16 protein-coding genes are annotated in these 16,811 nt (G+C 73.5%); 7 read left to right on the top strand and 9 right to left on the bottom strand.

From position 1 onward, the window contains the following. The first annotated feature begins 35 nt into the window (after nucleotides 1-35). Entirely contained in the window at nucleotides 36-662 is a 627-nt protein-coding gene (locus Q7A36_RS17060) for a thioredoxin domain-containing protein (protein ID WP_305104929.1), read from the top strand. Next, on the top strand, nucleotides 659-5,275 hold the full coding sequence (locus Q7A36_RS17055; protein ID WP_305104928.1) for an AAA family ATPase: 4,617 nt from the start codon (nucleotides 659-661) through the stop codon (nucleotides 5,273-5,275). The genes Q7A36_RS17060 and Q7A36_RS17055 overlap by 4 nt, the downstream gene beginning before the upstream one ends. 139 nt (nucleotides 5,276-5,414) lie before the next feature. On the opposite strand, the gene Q7A36_RS17050 is transcribed toward Q7A36_RS17055, so the two are convergent. From Q7A36_RS17050 to Q7A36_RS17040, 3 genes are all read right to left on the bottom strand, one after another. Then, entirely contained in the window at nucleotides 5,415-5,675 is a 261-nt protein-coding gene (locus tag Q7A36_RS17050; RefSeq protein ID WP_305104927.1) for an alpha/beta hydrolase, read from the bottom strand. Beyond that, nucleotides 5,647-6,375 (bottom strand): alpha/beta hydrolase family protein, encoded by a 729-nt coding sequence (locus tag Q7A36_RS17045; RefSeq protein ID WP_305104926.1) that lies wholly within the window; start codon nucleotides 6,373-6,375, stop codon nucleotides 5,647-5,649. Before Q7A36_RS17045 ends, Q7A36_RS17050 begins: the two co-directional genes overlap by 29 nt. Nucleotides 6,376-6,444: 69 nt before the next feature. Further along, nucleotides 6,445-6,642, bottom strand: coding sequence for a hypothetical protein (locus Q7A36_RS17040; protein WP_305104925.1), 198 nt, complete (start codon nucleotides 6,640-6,642; stop codon nucleotides 6,445-6,447). Between the two features lie 140 nt (nucleotides 6,643-6,782). Here Q7A36_RS17040 and Q7A36_RS17035 point away from each other — a divergent pair, with 140 nt between their 5' ends. From Q7A36_RS17035 to Q7A36_RS17025, 3 genes are all read left to right on the top strand, one after another. Beyond that, a complete protein-coding gene (locus Q7A36_RS17035; RefSeq protein WP_305104924.1) occupies nucleotides 6,783-8,657 on the top strand; it encodes an ABC transporter ATP-binding protein in 1,875 nt (624 codons plus the stop codon). A gap of 239 nt (nucleotides 8,658-8,896) precedes the next feature. Then, nucleotides 8,897-9,988: a TRAP transporter substrate-binding protein gene (locus Q7A36_RS17030; protein ID WP_305104923.1), complete on the top strand. Its 1,092-nt coding sequence runs from the start codon at nucleotides 8,897-8,899 to the stop codon at nucleotides 9,986-9,988. A 109-nt stretch (nucleotides 9,989-10,097) separates the two neighbouring features. Next, nucleotides 10,098-11,180, top strand: a complete 1,083-nt coding sequence (locus Q7A36_RS17025; RefSeq protein WP_456306809.1) for a TRAP transporter substrate-binding protein — start codon at nucleotides 10,098-10,100, stop codon at nucleotides 11,178-11,180. Between the two features lie 57 nt (nucleotides 11,181-11,237). On the opposite strand, the gene Q7A36_RS17020 is transcribed toward Q7A36_RS17025, so the two are convergent. The 6 genes from Q7A36_RS17020 to Q7A36_RS16995 form a co-directional block, all read right to left on the bottom strand. Next, nucleotides 11,238-12,827, bottom strand: a complete 1,590-nt coding sequence (locus Q7A36_RS17020) for an ABC transporter substrate-binding protein (protein ID WP_305104922.1) — start codon at nucleotides 12,825-12,827, stop codon at nucleotides 11,238-11,240. A gap of 136 nt (nucleotides 12,828-12,963) precedes the next feature. Then, nucleotides 12,964-13,467 (bottom strand): F0F1 ATP synthase subunit B family protein, encoded by a 504-nt coding sequence (locus Q7A36_RS17015; RefSeq protein WP_305104921.1) that lies wholly within the window; start codon nucleotides 13,465-13,467, stop codon nucleotides 12,964-12,966. Continuing rightward, entirely contained in the window at nucleotides 13,467-14,093 is a 627-nt protein-coding gene (locus Q7A36_RS17010) for a F0F1 ATP synthase subunit B family protein (protein WP_305104920.1), read from the bottom strand. The genes Q7A36_RS17015 and Q7A36_RS17010 overlap by 1 nt, the downstream gene beginning before the upstream one ends. An 89-nt stretch (nucleotides 14,094-14,182) precedes the next feature. Then, a complete protein-coding gene (locus Q7A36_RS17005; protein WP_305104919.1) occupies nucleotides 14,183-14,407 on the bottom strand; it encodes an ATP synthase subunit C family protein in 225 nt (74 codons plus the stop codon). Between the two features lie 67 nt (nucleotides 14,408-14,474). Further along, nucleotides 14,475-15,233 carry a F0F1 ATP synthase subunit A gene (locus tag Q7A36_RS17000; protein WP_305104918.1) on the bottom strand — a complete coding sequence of 253 codons (759 nt, stop codon included), beginning with the start codon at nucleotides 15,231-15,233 and terminating at the stop codon, nucleotides 14,475-14,477. A 58-nt stretch (nucleotides 15,234-15,291) separates the two neighbouring features. Further along, the gene (locus Q7A36_RS16995; protein WP_305104917.1) at nucleotides 15,292-15,585 is read right to left on the bottom strand and encodes an AtpZ/AtpI family protein; all 294 of its coding nucleotides are present in this window, start codon (nucleotides 15,583-15,585) and stop codon (nucleotides 15,292-15,294) included. 359 nt (nucleotides 15,586-15,944) lie between these two features. Between Q7A36_RS16995 and Q7A36_RS16990 the strand changes: the two genes are divergently transcribed. Continuing rightward, entirely contained in the window at nucleotides 15,945-16,145 is a 201-nt protein-coding gene (locus Q7A36_RS16990) for a hypothetical protein (protein ID WP_305104916.1), read from the top strand. 108 nt (nucleotides 16,146-16,253) lie between these two features. Then, the gene (gene dcd, locus Q7A36_RS16985; RefSeq protein ID WP_305104915.1) at nucleotides 16,254-16,808 is read left to right on the top strand and encodes a dCTP deaminase; all 555 of its coding nucleotides are present in this window, start codon (nucleotides 16,254-16,256) and stop codon (nucleotides 16,806-16,808) included. The last annotated feature ends 3 nt before the right edge of the window (nucleotides 16,809-16,811 follow it).

Genomic DNA, 16,811 nt, shown 5'->3' with positions numbered 1-16,811 from the left:
GGGCGGAGTCGCATGGAATGCACATGGAGACCCGGATGCGCCTGCCCCGCCGAACGCTCCTCGCCGCCAGCGCCCTCGCCGCCGCCTCTCCCGCCGCGATCGCCCCCGCCCTGGCCCAGGGCGCCGACCCGCGGCTGGCGGAGCGCGGCATCGGCAACCCCGACGCGCCGGTGAAGGTGATCGAGTTCTTCTCCCTCACCTGCTCCCACTGCGCCGCCTTCCACCGGGAAACCTATCCGCGGGTGAAGAAGGAGCTGGTGGACACGGGTGCCATCCGCCTCATCTGGCGCGACTTCCCGCTCGACCAGGTGGCGCTGGCCGCCGCCGCCGTCGCCCGCACCCTGCCGCCCGAGCGCTACGAGGGCTTCGTCTCGGCGCTCTTCTCCAGCCAGGACCGCTGGGCCTTCACCCGCGGCGACCCGCTGGCGGAGCTGGCGAAGATGGCCGCGCTGGCCGGCATGCCGAAGGCGCAGTTCGACCAGGTCCAGGCCGACGAGGCGCTGAAGCGCGCCATCCTCGCCGAGCGCATGACGGCCGAGAAGGAGTTCAGCGTGCAGGCCACGCCGAGCTTCTCCTTCCAGGGCAAGCGCACCGTGAACCAGTCCGGCAACATGCCCTTCGAGCGCTTCGCGCAACTCGTCCAAGACGTGAAGTCCGCTTGAGCGACGAGGCCGCCGCGGAGGCCGGGGCCGCAGCGACGGAGGAGGCCGAGCGCGCCGCGCTCCGCGCGACCCTCGCCCGGCTGCGCATCGCCGGCTTCAAGAGCTTCGCCGAGGCCACGGTCGTGGAGGTCCTGCCGGGCCTCACCGGCATCGTCGGGCCGAATGGCTGCGGCAAGTCCAATGTCGTGGAAGCGCTGCGCTGGGCGATGGGCGAGACCTCCGCGCGCTCCATGCGCGGCGGCGAGATGGAGGACGTGATCTTCGCCGGCACGGCGACGCGGCCGGGCCGCAACCTCGCGGAGGTGACGCTCTACCTGGAGGAGGCCCAGGGGCTCGCCCCGCCGCCGAACCAGGAGGCCGCCGACCTTGAGATCGTCCGCAAGATCGCCCGCGGCGAGGGCAGCAGCTTCCGGGTGAACGGCCGCGAGGTCCGGGCGCGCGACGTCCAGACCATGTTCGCCGATATCGGCTCCGGCGCCCGCGCCTCCGCCATGGTCAGCCAGGGCAAGGTCGCCGCCATGATCGGCGCCAAGCCCGAGGAGCGCCGCCAGGTGCTGGAGGAGGCGGCCGGCATCAGCGGGTTGCGCGCCCGCCGGCACGAGGCCGAGCTCAAGCTCCGCCAGGCCGAGACCAACCTGACCCGGGCCGAGGACCTGCTCGGCCAGCTCGAGGTGCAGCGCACCTCCCTGCAGCGCCAGGCGCGGCAGGCCAACCGCTACCGCAACATCAGCGGCCTGGTGCGGCAGGCCGAGGCGGAATGGCTGGCCCTGCTCAAGGCGCGCGCCGAGGCGGCGCTGGCCGTCGCCCAGGCCGGGTTCGACACCGCCGCCGCGGCGACCCGGCGCGCCGAGGCGGAGGCCGAGGCGGCGGCGATCCGCGGCTTCGAGGCGGAGAAGGCGCTGGCCTCCGGCCTGCGGGAGGCCGAGGCCGAGGCCCGCACCGCGCTGGAACGCCGGCGCGTCGAGACCGAGGGGCTGGAGGCGGAGGAGCGCCGCGCCCGCGCCGCGCTGGAGACGGCCGAGGCGCGCCTCGCGCAGATCGAGCGCGACCTGGCGCATGCCCGGGGCGTCGAGGCCGATGCCGATGCCGCGGAGCGGCGGCTCTCGGCCGAGATCGCCGCGCTGGGCGAGGCGGCGGAGACGCTGCCGCAGCGCGTGGCGGAGGCCGAGGCGGCGCTGCAACTCGCCGCCGAGGCGGCGCGCGAGGCCGAGCGCGCGGCCAACCTGGCGACCGAGGAGGCAGCCGCGCTCGCCGCGCGCGTCAATGCCGCGGCGGCGGAGCTGGAGGCGGCCGGGCAGCGCGCCCGGCGCCTCGGCGGGCAGCGCGCGGCGCTGGCGGCCGAGCACGACGCGGCGCTGGCCGCGCGGGTCGCGCCGGAGAGGCTCGCCGCCGCGCAGGCCGCGGTGAGCACGGCCGAGCAGGGCTTCGCCGCCGCCCGGGCCGCGCTGACGGAGACCGAGGCCGGCCGCGCCGCCGCCCAGGAAGCGCATGCCGCCGCGCGGCGGGAGGCCGCGGCGGCGGAGGCCGAGGCCGGCCGCGCCCGCGCCGCGCTGGCCGAGGCCGAGCAGCGCGCGTCCCGCATCGGCACGCAGCACGCCGCCATCGCCCGCGACCACGCGGCGGCGCTGGCCGCCCAGGTGCCGGCGGAGAAGCTCGCCGCCGCCCAGGCCGCCGCCGCGGCGGCCGAGGCGGAACTCGCCGAGCGCCGGGCCGCGCTGGAGACGGCCGAGGCCGCCCGCGCCGCGGCGCAGGAAGCCCATGCCGCGGCCCGCCGCCGCATCGCCGATGCCGAAGCCGCGCGGGAGCGCGCCGCCGCCGAGCAGGCCGCCGCCGCCCAGCGCGCCGCCCAGTCCCGCGCCCAGCACGAAGCCCTGGCGGCGCAATTGCAGGCGGCCCGTGCCGCCCAGGTGCCGGAAGACCAGGTCGCCGCCGTCCAGGCCGAGGCCGAAGCCGCCGAGGCGGCGCTGGCCGCCGCGCTGGAGTCGGTGACCGGCGCCGAGGCCGCCCGCGCCGAGGCCGCCGGCCGCCATGGCGCCGCCCGTACCGCCGCGGCGGAGGCCGAGGGCGCCGAGGCCCGGGCCGCCGCCGAGGTGCAGGCCCTGTCGGAGACGCTGAAGGCCAGCGAGCAGGCCGGCAGCGCCGCCCCGCCGGTGCTGGACGCGGTGCGCGTGCCGCCGGGGTTGGAAGCCGCGCTCGGCGCCGCGCTGGGCGAGGCGCTGGAGAGCCCGACCGATGCCGCCGCGGCGCGCCACTGGCGCCTGCTGCCGGCCTTCGCGGCGCCGCCGGCCCTGCCCGGAGGGCTGACGCCGCTCGCCGCGCTGGTCGAGGCACCGCCGGCCCTGGCCCGCGCCCTCTCCCAGGTCGGGCTGCTGCCGGAGGGCGGCGACGGCGCCGCGCTGCAGGCGGCGCTTCAGCCGGGCCAGGCGGTGGTCGGGCGCGACGGCGCGGTCTGGCGCTGGGACGGCCACACCGCCCGCGCCGATGCGCCGAACCCGGGCGCGGTGCGGCTGCAGCAGCGCAACCGGTTGCGCGCCGCCGAGGCGCGGCTGGTGACCGCGCGCGAGGCGACCGCCGCCGCCCGCGCCGCGCGGGCCGAGGCCGAGCAGGCCGAGTCCGAAGCCGTCGCCGCCGAAGCCGCGGCGCGCGAGACGCGCCGGGTGGCCGAGGCGCGCCTCGCGAAGGCACGGGCCGAGGCGAGCCGCCTCACCGCCGCCGCGGCCGAGGCGGAGAGCCGCATCGGCGCGCTGGAGCCGCAGCTCCGCCGCCTCGCCGAAGATTGCGCCGAGGCCGAGGCCGCCGCCGAGACGGCCGCCGCCGCGCTCGCCGCCCTGCCGGGGCCGAAGGCGGCGATCGCCGATTACGACGCCGCGGCCCGGGCGGAAGGATCGGCCGCCGCGGCCGAGGCCGAGGCGCGCGATGCCCGCGCCGAGGCGGAGATGGGCCTGCAGCGCGCCCGTAGCGCCGCCGCCGCCCTCGCCGCCGCCGCGGCGCAGGCCGAGAGCCGGCTGGGCGCGCTGGCGCCGCAGCTCGAGCGGCTGGGCGCCGAGAAGGCGGAGGCCGGGGCGGCGCTGGAGGCGGCGCGCGCGGCGCTGGCCGCCCTGCCCGACCTCGCCGCGCTGCGCGACGCCGCGCGGCAGGCCGAGGCGCGCGATGCCGCCGCGGTCGCCGCCGAAGGCGCCGCCCGCACCGCCCGCGCCGCGGCCGAGACGGCGCTGGAGCAGGCCCGCGAGGCGGCCGCGCGCTTTGCGGCCGAGGCGGCGCAGGCCGAGAGCCGGATCGAGGCGCTGACGCCGCAGCTCGCCCGCATCGGCGCCGAGGCGGAGGAGGCCGAGGCGGCCCTGGCCCGGGCGAAGGACGCGCAGGCGGCGCTGCCCGAGCTGACGGACATCCGCGCCGGGGTGGACCGGGCACGCGAGGCGCTTTCGGCCGCCCGCGCCGGCGAGGTGCAGGCGCTGGAGGCGCTGGCCGGGCTGCGCGCCGAGCGCGACCGGATCGCCGCCAGGCGCGGCGGTGCCGAGGCCGAGCAGGCCGACTGGGCCGCCCGCCGCGGCGATGCCGCGACGCGGCGCGAGGCGCTCGAGGCCCGCGCCGCCGAGGCGCGGACCGAGCGCGACGAGCTCGCCCCCCTGCCCGAGGCCGCCGCCGCCCGCCGCCGGCAATCCGGCGCCGCGCTGGCCGAGGTGGAGGCGGCGCATGCCGCTTCCGCTGCGACGCTGACGGCCGCCGAGACCGAGCGGCGCGAGGCCGAGGCCGCCCGCCGCGCCGCCGATGCCGGTTTCGCCGCGGCGCGCGAGGCGCAGCTCCGCGCCGAGGGCGCCGCCGAGCAGGCGGCCACCGCCGCCGCGGCGGTGCGCGAGCGCGTGGTCGAGCGCCTCGGCGAGAATGCCGAGCTGCCGGCGCCCGCCGAGCTCTCCGACGCCGCCGAGGACAAGGCGCGCCGCAAGCTCGAGCGCCTGGCGCGCGAGCGCGAGGACATGGGCCCGGTCAACCTGCGGGCCGAGGTCGAGCTGCAGGAGATCGAGGCGAAGGTCGCCGAGATCGTGCGGGAGCGCGAGGAGATCGGCGCCGCCATCGCCAAGCTGCGCGGCTCCATCGGCCATATCAACCGCGAGGGCCGCGAGCGCCTGCGCACCATCTTCGACCGGGTGAACCGGGAGTTCGTCGACCTCTTCACGCGCCTGTTCGGGGGCGGGCGGGCGCATCTGGCGCTGGTCGGCTCCGAGGACCCGCTGGAGGCCGGCCTCGAGATCTATGCCGAGCCGCCGGGCAAGAAGCTGGCGGCGCTGTCGCTGCTCTCGGGCGGCGAGCAGGCGCTGACGGCGCTGTCGCTGATCTTCGCGGTCTTCCGCTGCCAGCCCGCGCCGGTCTGCGTGCTGGACGAGGTGGACGCGCCGCTCGACGACGCTAATGTCGAACGCCTCTGCGACCTGCTGGACGGCATGGCGGCGGAGAGCGGCACGCGCTTCCTGGTGGTGACCCACCATCCCCTGACCATGGCGCGCATGCACCGCCTCTACGGCGTGACGATGCAGGAGCGCGGGGTGAGCCGGCTGCTCAGCGTTGATCTCGGCCGCGCGGTGGAGATGGCAGAGGGGCCGCAGGCGGCGGAGTAGCGAAGGTTGGGGAGGAAAGCATTTCCTCCCCGAACCCCACCTTTGTTTTCTCGGAGTCGGCCGCCGCCGCGCGGCGAAGGCAAGACTCACAGAAATAGAGGAGGGGCCCGGGGAGGATACTTCCTCCCCGTCTTTCTTTCTACTTCAGCACCTTGCGAAAGAAGCCGACCACGTCCCGGTTCAGCGCGCGGTGGAACGCCACGCGGTCGAAGCCCGGCGGGTCGAGGCAGATCTCTGGCACCGCCGCGGCCATGCCCTCCGGGCAGGGCGCGAGGAAGGCGTAGTGGCCGGCGCGCGGGACCACATGCATCTCCGGGGCCGCGGGCAGGAAGCGCCTGATCTGCTCGGCATGCCAGGGATGCGGCAGCACCTCATCCGCCGCGCCGCGCCAGAGTTGCACCGGCGCGGAGAGCCCCGCGAGGCCGCGGCCGACGAAGGCCCAGCCGAGCGCCGGCGCGGCCGCCACCACGGCGCGGATGCGGGGCTCCACCACCATGTCGCCCCGCATCTCGGCCTCGGGGCCTGGCCAGGCGGCAGGAGACGTCCGCGGGCTGGGTCATGCAGTGCAGCCTGGCGCGGGAGAAATCCGGCGCGCCGCCCGCCGCGGCCAGCACGGTGAAGCCGCCGGCGGAGTAGCCGAAGGCGCCGAGCCGGCTTGGATCGAGCCTGCCGTGCTCCGGCCATTCCGCGAGCAGCCAGTCCAGCACCCGCTTCACCTGCCGCGTCCGCTCGCCGAAGCCGCGCACCGTGCCGGCATAGGCCTGGTCGCGCATGTTGTCGCCGGTATGGGTCAGGCCGATGGCGACGAAGCCGGCCGCGGCGAGGGCATGCGCCGTGTCCCAATGGCCGGCGAAGCTGCCGCCGGTGCCGTGCGAGATGACGACGACCGGCAGCCTCTCGCCCCGCAGCGGGGCATCCTGCGCCACCTGCTGCGTGTAGGGCCAGAGCGCCCGGGGGGAGGCCGGCGCGTCGGAGGGGTACCAGATGCCCACCTCGATCGGGCGGTCCTCGGGGTCGGGCACCTCGGCCTGCCGGAAGCCAACGGCGTGGGCCGGAACCGCGAGCAGGAGCGCGGCGAGGAGGGCGAGCAGGCGGGGCATGGCGGCACCTCGGGGCGGTTCCTTGCGCTGTCGCACCGCCCGGGCGGCCTGTCCATCGCCACGCTGCCGCTACAGGCCGTGCACCAGCCGCAGGACGACGAGCGCGGCAACGGCGGTGAAAAGGCCCTGCGCCAGCATCGTCGGCAGCGCCCCCGGCCCGCGCACCCGCAGATGCGCGGCCGTTCGGGCCCGCCCGCGCGCCGCCTCCATCAGGCAGGCCGAGAGCAGGGCGGCCGTCCGGTCGGCCTCGTCGGGCGGGTGGCGCATGCGGGGCTCCTCGGCTCTGGACGCGATCGGGTCAGGGTCAAGCACGGAACAGGCGGGCGCGTTGCAATTTCCCTGCCGCGCCACGGCTTGTTCACCGGGTTTCGCTTGACCCGCGCGCCCGTGAGGCCGTTGTTGCGGGCATGTCCCTTGGGCCCTTCCGACTCTTCGAACGCCTGATCGATCCCGTCGCGCCGCCCGGCGCGCCGGCGGGCCGCCTCCTCGGCACCCCGGTGCCGGAGGCGGCGCCGCCCCGCAGCCTGCCGGGCTTCTACTGGCACTTCCTGAAGCAGACGCGGGCGCTGTTCCTCGCGCTCTTCGTCGCCGGGATGCTGGTGGCGCTGATGGACGCCGCCATCCCGACCATGATCGGGCGCCTGGTCGGGCTGCTGACCTCGCACCGACCGGAGACGCTCTGGGCGGAGGCCTGGCCGACGCTGCTGGGGATGGGCGCGATCGTGCTGCTGGGACGGCCGCTGGCGCTGCTGCTGCAGAACCTGATCACCCAGCAGGGCATCAACGGCAACGTCACCTCCATGATCCGCTGGCAGAGCCACTGGCAGGTGGTCCGCCAGGGCCTGCCCTTCTTCCAGGAGGATTTCGCCGGCCGCATCGCCACCCGCGTCATGCAGGCGGGGCCGGCGCTGCGGGAGAGCATCGTCCAGGTCATCAACGCGGTCTGGTACATCCTGGTCTACGGCACCGCGGCGCTCGGCCTGCTGGCGGCCACCGACTGGCGCCTGGCGCTGCCGATCGCCGCCTGGTTCCCCTGCTACGCCCTGCTGCTGCGCTTCATCGTGCCGCGCATGCGCGACCGCTCGCGCGAGGCTTCCGCCCAGCGCAGCGCGCTGACCGGCCGCATCGTCGACAGCTACACCAATATCCAGACGGTCAAGCTGTTTGCCCGGGCGCGCGACGAGGATGCCTTCATCCGCGACGGCGTGCTGGGGCTGACCGAGGCCTTCCAGCGGCAGATGCGCCTGGTCACCTTCAACGGCTTCGCGCTCGCCACGCTGAATGCCGCGATGATCACGGCCATGGCGGCGATCGCCGTCTGGCTCTGGACCCGCGGCGACATCGAGGTGGCGGCGGTGGCGACCGCGCTCCCCATGGCCTGGCAGATCGCCAATATCTCCGGCTGGGTCGCCTTCAACGTCACCTCGATCTTCGAGAACCTGGGCGTGGTGCAGGAGAGCATGGGCAGCATCGCCGTGCCGCCCACCGCGCCGGACCCGCCGGGCGCCAGGCCGCTGCGGGTGCCGCGCGGGGAGATCCGCTTCGAGCATGTCCGCTTCGCCTATGGGCGGGAGACGGGCGTGATCCAGGGCCTCGACCTCCGCATCGCGCCGGGCGAGCGCGTCGGCCTGGTCGGGCATTCCGGCGCGGGCAAGTCGACGCTGGTGAACCTGCTGCTCGGCTTCTTCCGGCCGGAGGCGGGGCGCATCCTGATCGACGGCCAGGACATCGCCGGCGTGACGCTCGAGAGCCTGCGCGCCGCCATCGGCGTCGTCACCCAGGACACCGCGCTGCTGCACCGCTCGATCCGCGACAACATCCGCTACGGCCGGCCGGAGGCGACGCCGGCGGAGGTCGAGGCGGCGGCGGCGCGGGCGCATGCCGATGCCTTCATCCGCGACCTGCAGGACTGGCGCGGCCGCGCGGGCTACGAGGCGCATGTCGGCGAGCGGGGCGTGAAGCTCTCCGGCGGCCAGCGCCAGCGCGTCGCCATCGCCCGCGTGCTGCTGAAGGACGCGCCCATCCTGGTGCTGGACGAGGCGACCAGCGCCCTCGATTCCGAGGTGGAGGCGGCGATCCAGGAGCAGTTGGAGACGCTGATGGAGGGCAAGACGGTGATCGCCATCGCCCACCGCCTCTCCACCCTCTCTCGCATGGACCGGCTGGTGGTGCTGGACCACGGGCGGATCGCCGAGGAAGGGACGCATGCCGGGCTGCTGCGGCAGGGCGGCGTCTATGCCCGGCTGTGGCGGCAGCAGAGCGGGGCCTTCACCGAGGCCTGACGCGGTCCGATGACCGGAGCGCCGCAGGGCGCGAAGGTCTGAATCGGCCCGCCCGGCATACAAGGCGTGCCGATGACCGAAGGGCCGGACGGCCCGGAGGTCTGAATCGGCTCGCCCAACATAAAAGGCAGGGCTGCCGGCGGAAGGCGGATCCCGCAGGAGGCGGACCGGAGGCTCGTTGCCAGGACGGGCGGTTGCAGGCTAAGTGCCGGCACCGACTCATGGGAGAGAACCCGGGAATGAACCGCCGCCGCCTTATCGCGAGCGGCGCCGCGGGCGCCGCCGGCGCCGCGACGCTCGCCACGCCCAACCTCGCCTCCGCCCAGCCCCGCATCCGCTGGCGCTGCCCGGGCAGCTTCCCCAAGTCGCTCGACACGCTCTACGGCACGCAGGAATACATCGCCAAGCGCGTCTCCGAGATGACAGACGGCGCCTTCCAGATCCAGGTCTTCGGCCCGGGCGAGCTGGTGCCGGCGCTGCAGGTGCTCGACGCCGTCGGCGCCGGCAATGTCGAGTGCGGCTTCACCTCGGGCTACTACTACCTGGGCAAGGATCCCTCGCTCGCCATCGTCACCTGCCTGCCCTTCGGCCTCTCCTCCCGCCAGCACTGGGCCTGGCTGACCCATGGCGGCGGCCGCGACCTCTATGCCGAGGTCTACCGGGACCAGGGCGTGGTCGGCATCCCCGCCGGCAATACCGCGGCGCAGATGGGCGGCTGGTTCCGCAAGGAGATCAAATCGCTCGACGACCTCAAGGGCCTGAAATTCCGCATCGCCGGCTTCGGCGGCAACGTGCTAAGCAAGCTCGGCGTCATCGCGCAGCAGATCGGCGGGCCGGACATCTACCCGGCGCTCGAGCGCGGGGTGATCGACGCCGCCGAATGGGTCGGGCCCTATGACGACGAGAAGCTCGGCTTCAACCGCGTCGCGCAATACTACTACTATCCCGGCTGGTGGGAGTATTCGCCCTCCATCGACCTGATGGTCAATGCCAAGGCGCATGACGAGTTGCCCGCGCAGTACAGGGCGGTCCTGCAGGCCGCCTGCTCCGAGGGCTGGCACTGGATGGCGGCGCGCTACGACGTGCTGAACCCGGCAGCGATCCGGCGGCTGATCGCCAGCGGCACGCAGCTCCGCGCCTTCCCGCGGGAGGTGATGCAGGCCTGCTACCGCGCGTCGCAGGAATTCTACGCCGAGGTCGGGGCGCAGAACCCGCGGTTCAAGCGGATCCACGAGAAGTGGGACGCCTTCCGGATCGAGCAGACGCAGTGGCTGCGGGTGGCCGAGGATTCGCTCGGCAACTTCCTCGCGGTCGCGACGGCGCCGCGCTGACCCCGCGGGGCCGGTTGCGGCCGATTCGGATATTCCGCAACCGGCCAATTCGCCCCTAGACTGAAACGGGACCGCCCGAAGGCGGCCTGGATCACGACGGGAGCAGATCATGTCCATGAAACGCCGCGGCCTGCTGGCCGCGGGTACGGCCGCGCCGGTACTGGCCGCGCCGATGCTCGCCAATGCCCAGCCGCAGGTGCTCTGGCGCTGCACCGGCAGCTTCCCGAAATCGACCGACGTGCTCTGGGGCGTGCAGGAGCTGTTCGCCCGGCGCGTCGCGGAGCTGACCGGCGGCGCCTTCCAGATCCGCAATTTCGCGCCGGGCGAGATCGTCCCCGCACTGCAGGTGCTGGACGCGGTCGGCGCCGGCACGGTCGAGTGCGGCTATACCGCCGCCTACTACTACATCGGCAAGGACCCGACCCTCGGCTTCGGCACGGTCATGCCCTTCGGCATGAATGCCCGCCAGCAGCTTGCTTGGCTGCACCATGGCGGCGGCCGCGAGATCATGGAGGAGGTCTACCGCGACCAGGGCGTCATCGCGCTCCCCTGCTCCAACACCGGCGCGCAGATGGGCGGCTGGCTGCGCAAGGAGATCAGGACCGTCGCCGACCTCAAGGGCCTGAAATTCCGCATCGCCGGGCTGGCCGGCGGCGTGCTCAGCAAGCTCGGCGTCATCCCGCAGGTGCTGGGCGCCGCCGATATCTACCCGGCGCTCGAGCGCGGGGTGGTGGACGGCGCGGAGTGGGTCGGGCCGCATGACGACGAGAAGCTCGGTTTCCATCGCGTCGCGCCCTACTACTACTACCCCGGCTGGTGGGAGGCCTGCTCGCAGGGCGAGATCCAGGTGAACATCAAGGCCTGGGAGGCGCTGCCGAAGCAGTACCAGCAGGTGATCGAAGTGGTGACCGGCGAGATGCAGGTCTGGGGCACCTCGCGCTACGACATGCTGAACATGCAGGCGCTGCGGCGGCTGGTGGCCTCCGGCACGCAGCTCCGCGCCTATCCGCGGGAGGTGCTGCAGGCCTGCTACCAGGCGACGCAGGAGACCTATGCCGAGATCGGCGAGAAGAACCCGCGCTTCCGGAAGGTGCACGCGCACTGGGACCGCTTCCGCCGCGACACGCAGGGCTGGTTCCGGGTGGCGGAGGACAGCCAGGCGAATTTCCTGGCGCTGGCCGAGCGAGGCTGAACGCAGAAGGGCCGGCGGGTCGCCCCGCCGGCCCGGCCGCCGCGCGGATGGCCGCGCTCAGCGCGCGTTCACCCGCACATGCCGCATCTGGATGTAGTTGTCGGCGGTCTGCACGACCTCGACGTTGCTGCGGGCGGCCCAGACGATCTGCTGCTGGTGCAGCGGGATGTAGAGCGCCTCCTCGCGTACGATCTTCCCGACCTCGCTGATCATCGCCTGGCGCTTCGCCGCGTCGGTCTCCACCGCGATCAGGTCGGACAGCTCGTCGATCCGCGGATTGCTGACACCGCCGTTGTTGAAGATGCCGCGCGCCTTGCCGTCGCGGGAGGCGATGAGGTTGTAGATGGAGTTGTGCGCGTCGCCCGTCGCCGGCGTCCAGCCCAGCATGTAGAAGCTGGTGCTGAAGCGCGGCGCGTTCACCTCGGCGAAGAAGCGGGCGCGGGTCTGGGCGTTCAGCGTGACCCGCACGCCGATGCGGGCGAGCATGGAGACGGCCGCGGTGCAGATGCCCTCGTCATTGACGTAACGGTCGTTCGGGCAGTCCAGCGTGACGCCGAAGCCGTTGGGGTAGCCGGCCTCCGCCAGCAGCTTCTTCGCGCCCTCCACGTCGAGCGGCAGGCGGGTGTCGTCGGCCGCCTGGTAGCCGTTGACGCCCGGGCCCCAGAGCAGGCCGGTCGGCTTGGACTGGCCGCGCATGACGGTGCGCTGGATCGCGTTGATGTCGATCGCCTGGTAGAGGGCGCGGCGGACGCGGATGTCCTGGAAGGGATTCTTGCCCTTCACGTCGCTCTTCAGCAGCTCCGGCCGCAACTGGTCGAAGCCGAAGTAGATGGTCCGCAGCTCCGGCCCCTGGATGATGCGCACGCCCTGGCTGTTGCCGATGCGCGTCACGTCCTGCGGCGGCACGGTGTAGATGAAGTCCACCTCGCCGGAGAGCAGCGCGGCGACCCGCGTCGCGTCGTTGGCGATGATGTTGAGCTCGACGCGCTCCAGGTTGTGGGTCGGCTTGTCCCACCAGCCCGGGTTCCGCTCCAGCACCGTCTTGCGGTCGGGCTCGCGGCTGACCAGCCGGAAGGGGCCGGTGCCCATGGCGTTGCGGGTGGCGAAATTCTCCTCCCGCGTCGTCAGATCGGCCGGGCGGGTGGCATTGTTCTTCTCCGACCAGGCCTTGGACATGATGCCCCAGGTGGTCAGTTCCTGCAGCAGGATCGGGTTCGGCGCGGCGGTCTCGATCTCGACCGTGGCGTCGTCGACCTTGCGGACCTCCTTCACCGAGGCGAGCACCGCCTGCAGGTTCGAGCCCTGGGCGCGCACGCGCTGGGCGCTGAACACCACGTCCTCCGCGGTGAAGGGCGTGCCGTCGGTGAAGGTGACGCCGCGGCGGAGGTGGAAGCGCCAGACCGTCGGGGAAGGCTGCTCCCAGCGCTCGGCCAGGGCCGGCTCCACCTCCATCTTCACGTTCCGCCGCACCAGCGGCTCGTAGATATTGGCGTTGAAGGAGAGCAGGAAGGTTTCGTTGCGCCCGTAGGGATCCATCGAGTTGACGTCGCCGTCATTGGCCCAGCGGAAGACCTGGGCGCCGGCGGGCGCCGGGACGGCAAGCGCGGTGCCGCAGAATAGCGCGGCGGCGAGGGCAAGGCGTCTCATTGTCGTCGGGATCTCCCAGCGCATCGAAGGCGCGGGACGTTATCGCGGGATGCGCCATCCGCAAAGCGGAACGGGGGGCACGAAGGCCCCCCGTTCCGGCATCCCGGTGCCCGGCGTTGCCGCCCGGCGATGAGGGTCAGGCGCGCAGCGCGCGCGGCAGGTCGCTGACGGCCGCGTCGATGAGCGCGCCGTCGCTCTCGGGCGTCATGCGCTCGGCGATGACGCGGCGCGCCGCCGACGTGGCGATCTCCGCCGCCGCCTCGCGCACCTCCGCGACCGCGCCGGCTTCCGCCGCCGCGATGCGGTCCATCGCCATGCGCTCGCGCCGCTTCGCCGCCGCTTCGGCCTCGGCTGCCGCCGCCTCGGCGACGCGGGCGGCCTCGGCGCGGGCGCGCCCGAGCAGGGCCTCGGCCTCCTGCAGCGCCGCGGCGCGGTCGGCCTCGGCCTGCTTCAGCATGGCCTCGGCCTCCTCGCGCAGGCGGGACGCCTCGGCAAGCTCGGTGCGCACGCGCTCGGCCCGCGCATCGAGCATGCCGGTCAGTTGCGACCAGGCCTTCCGGCCGACCAGCAGCAGGAAGATGACGAAGCTGACGCCGACCCAGAACTTCGGGTCGAGCCAGAAATGCTCGTAATGATGCATCAGGCGCGCCCCCTGGCTGCGAGCTCGGCCCCGACGGCCTGGTCGATGGCGCCGCGGTCGGCGCCGCCGGTCAGCCGCGCGACCAGCGCCTCCGCCGTGTCGCTGGCGACGCTGCGCAGCGCCGCCATGGCGCTGTCGCGCGAGGCGGCGATGCGCTGCTCGGCGGCCTCGATCTGCGCGTTCAGCTTCGCATTGAGCGCCTCGGCCTTGGTGGCGGCCTCGGCCTGCGCCTGCTGGGTGGCGGCGGCGATGGCAGCCTGCGCCTCGGCCCGCGCCCTGGCGGTCGCGGCCTGGTGCTCGGCCAGCGCGGCATCGGCACGCTGCTTGGCGGCCTGCGCCTGCTCGAGGTCGCCCTCGATCCGGCTGCGCCGCGCCTCCAGCACGCTCTCGACCTGCGGCAGCGCGTATTGCGCCATCACCACGTAGAGGACGCCGAAGATGATGAAGAGCCAGACGACGCTGGCGATCAGGTAGCGGCCCTGCTCCGGATGGCCGAAGGCGAGCTGCGGCATGCCGGGGACGGGCTCGCCCGCATGGGTGTCGGCCGCGAAGGCCAGGCAGGGTGCCATCGCCAGCAGAACCGTGGCGGCGGTCAGGACCCAAGGCATCAAGGCCCGAGGCTTCACGGGAAATCTCCTCGCCTGAGTGGGCGCGACGGCGCGCCCGGGACGCGAAGGCACGCCCGCCGGGATCGGCGGGCGCGCCGGCGGCGGACTCAGGTGAACAGGATGAGGAAGGCGATCAGCAGCGCGAAGAGCGCGACCGCTTCCGTGAGCGCGAAGCCCAGGATGCCGATCGGGAAGACCGCGTCGCGGGCGCCCGGGTTGCGGGCAACGGAGGACACCATCGAGGAGAAGATGTTGCCGATGCCGATGCCGACGCCGGCGAGGGCGATGACGGCGAGACCGGCCCCGAGGGCCTTCGCGGCGAGAACGTCCATGGGATAGTCCTTCCTTGTCGGATGAAGGGTTGGTGGGGGTCAGCCCGCCCGCGGCGGTGCGCCTGCGTCAGTGCAGGTGCACCGCGTCGTGCAGGTAGATGCTGGTGAGGATGGCGAAGACGTAGGCCTGCAGGAAGGCCACCAGCAATTCGAAGCCGATCAGCGCGATGTTCACCGCGAGCGGCAGGGCCGCGCCGAGGACACCGAGCACGCCGGCGGCGCCGCCGATCATCACCACGAAAGTGGCGAAGACCTTCAGCATGACGTGGCCGGCGACCATGTTGGCGAAGAGACGGACCGAGAGGCTGACCGGCCGCGAGAGGTAGGAGATGATCTCGATCGGGATGATCAGCGGCGCCAGCAGCTTCGGCGCGCCCTCGGGGAAGAAGTAGCTGAAGAAATGCGTGCCGTGGATCACCAGGGCGATGATCGTCACCACCACGAAGACCAGCGCCGCCAGCGCGAAGGTGACCGCGATGTGGCTGGTGAAGGTGAAGGCGTAGGGCACCATGCCCAGCAGGTTGCCGAACAGGATGAACATGAAGAGGCAGAAGACGAAGGGGAAGTAGCGCTTCCCTTCCTCGCCCACCTGGCCGACGACGAGTTCGTGGACGAACTCGTAGCTGCTCTCGGCCAGCGCCTGCAGGCGGCCCGGCACGATGGCACGGCCGGCGACACCCCACATCATCAGGGCGGTGATGAGCCCGAGGGCGAGCAGCATGTGCGCGTTCGCCTGGCTGAATCCCACGGCGTTGCCGACAGCCCCGAGAACGGGCGTCAGCTCGAACTGGCTCAGCGCGTCGATCGATTTGCCTTCGGCGGCCACTTTCGGCTCCCAGCACCCGTTTGCGCCGCGCCGCGGACAAGGTCCCGCGGCACGGCCATCAGCGACCGGCGCCGCGGCGCGGGCTGAACAGCCGATAGACGTTCAGGACCCCGGCGGCGCCACCCAGGACGAAGAACAGCAGGAAGAGCCACGGCCAGGTGCCGAGCCACCGGTCCGCCATGAAGCCGAGGAAGATGCCGACCCCGAGGGCCGAGACCACCTCGACACCGGCGCGAAAACCGATGCCCCAGGGTCCGGAGGAGGCCGCGCCGCGGGGGGTCTGCGGCTTGTCCAGACCCCGACGGGCCCTGGCCTCGCGCAACCGCTCCTCGAACCCGTCTCGCTCGTTCACCGCGCTCCTCCGTCGGCTCCCCGTCGGAAGGCACGTGGCTGCTACGGCACCCCCCGGATGCTGTCAAGCAAGCGCCACCCGCCGCCACGCCCCCCGTGCCGCATCTGGCACCAAAGTCGGGCCGGCGGAAAGCGTTCCTCCGCCGGTGCGCGATGCGCGGCACGACATGCCGCCGGGCGCCTGCGCGACGATGCGGTCCCATCCGCAGCGGCGCGGGCTTTCGCGCCGGTCGGGCAGGCCCGCGGGATCATCGCGCGACGCGCACCGACGGAGGGAATCGCAGCGCCGATGCGGCCGGGCCGCGCGCCGACATGGCCTGCGCCGTTGACGCGCCACCAGCGGCCCGCGATCTCTCCGCCATGGCGAAGGATCCCGCACCCTTCCAGAAATCCGGCACCGACCCGAAGGCGGAGCGCGAGGCGCGCCTCGCCGCGGCGCTCAGGACCAATCTCCGCCGGCGCAAGGCCCAGGCGCGGGCGCGGCAGGATGCCGCCCCCGCCGCACCTGAGGACGACGGGACGGCGGACGGCGCGCCAGGCGATCAGCAACGCCAGGACTGACCACGGTTCCGGTTGCCGCTGCCGGGCCGCTGGGCTAAGGGGGCCGCCAATCCGGGGCGCCCGGGCCGGTGAGGGCCATGGCGCCCGCCACGCGAAGGCCGGTCCCCGATGTCCATCATGCCCGACCACTGGATCCGCCGCATGGCGGCCGAGCACGGCATGATCGAGCCCTTCGTGGAGGCGCAGCGGCGGGAGGGCACGATCTCCTTCGGCCTCTCCTCCTATGGCTACGACGCCCGCGTCGCCGAGGAGTTCAAGGTCTTCACCAATGTCGACAACGCGCTGGTCGACCCGAAGAACTTCTCCGAGTCCGGCTTCGTCACGCGGCGCGGCGAGACCTGCATCATTCCGCCGAACAGCTTCGCCCTGGCCCATACGGTCGAGTATTTCCGCATCCCGCGCGACGTTCTGGTCATCTGTCTGGGCAAGAGCACCTATGCGCGGTGCGGTCTGATCGTGAACGTCACCCCGCTCGAGCCGGAATGGGAAGGCCAGGTGACCATCGAGATCAGCAACACGACGCCCCTCCCCGCGCGGATCTACGCGAACGAGGGGATCTGCCAGTTCCTCTTCCTCAAGGGGGAGAGCGGGCCCGATGTCAGCTATGCCGACCGGGCCGGCAAGTACATGCGCCAGCGCGGCGTCGCGCTGCCGAGGCTGTAGGGA

Source organism: Paracraurococcus lichenis, assembly GCF_030657435.1.
Classification (GTDB): Bacteria; Pseudomonadota; Alphaproteobacteria; order Acetobacterales; family Acetobacteraceae; genus Paracraurococcus; species Paracraurococcus lichenis.
Note: the sequence above shows the minus strand (reverse complement) of the source record. Positions and strands in the feature narration are given on the sequence as shown.

Excerpts from the sequence above, each read along its gene's own strand:
- Q7A36_RS17005 (WP_305104919.1), bottom strand. The coding sequence starts at position 14,407 with ATGGACGTTCTCGCCGCGAAGGCCCTCGGGGCCGGTCTCGCCGTCATC.
- Q7A36_RS17030 (WP_305104923.1), top strand. The coding sequence starts at position 8,897 with ATGAACCGCCGCCGCCTTATCGCGAGCGGCGCCGCGGGCGCCGCCGGC.
- Q7A36_RS17015 (WP_305104921.1), bottom strand. The coding sequence starts at position 13,467 with ATGCATCATTACGAGCATTTCTGGCTCGACCCGAAGTTCTGGGTCGGC.
- dcd (WP_305104915.1), top strand. The coding sequence starts at position 16,254 with ATGTCCATCATGCCCGACCACTGGATCCGCCGCATGGCGGCCGAGCAC.
- Q7A36_RS17040 (WP_305104925.1), bottom strand. The coding sequence starts at position 6,642 with ATGCGCCACCCGCCCGACGAGGCCGACCGGACGGCCGCCCTGCTCTCG.
- Q7A36_RS17020 (WP_305104922.1), bottom strand. The coding sequence starts at position 12,827 with ATGAGACGCCTTGCCCTCGCCGCCGCGCTATTCTGCGGCACCGCGCTT.
- Q7A36_RS17045 (WP_305104926.1), bottom strand. The coding sequence starts at position 6,375 with ATGCCCCGCCTGCTCGCCCTCCTCGCCGCGCTCCTGCTCGCGGTTCCG.
- Q7A36_RS17060 (WP_305104929.1), top strand. The coding sequence starts at position 36 with ATGCGCCTGCCCCGCCGAACGCTCCTCGCCGCCAGCGCCCTCGCCGCC.
- Q7A36_RS17025 (WP_456306809.1), top strand. The coding sequence starts at position 10,098 with ATGTCCATGAAACGCCGCGGCCTGCTGGCCGCGGGTACGGCCGCGCCG.
- Q7A36_RS16990 (WP_305104916.1), top strand. The coding sequence starts at position 15,945 with ATGGCGAAGGATCCCGCACCCTTCCAGAAATCCGGCACCGACCCGAAG.
- Q7A36_RS17035 (WP_305104924.1), top strand. The coding sequence starts at position 6,783 with ATGTCCCTTGGGCCCTTCCGACTCTTCGAACGCCTGATCGATCCCGTC.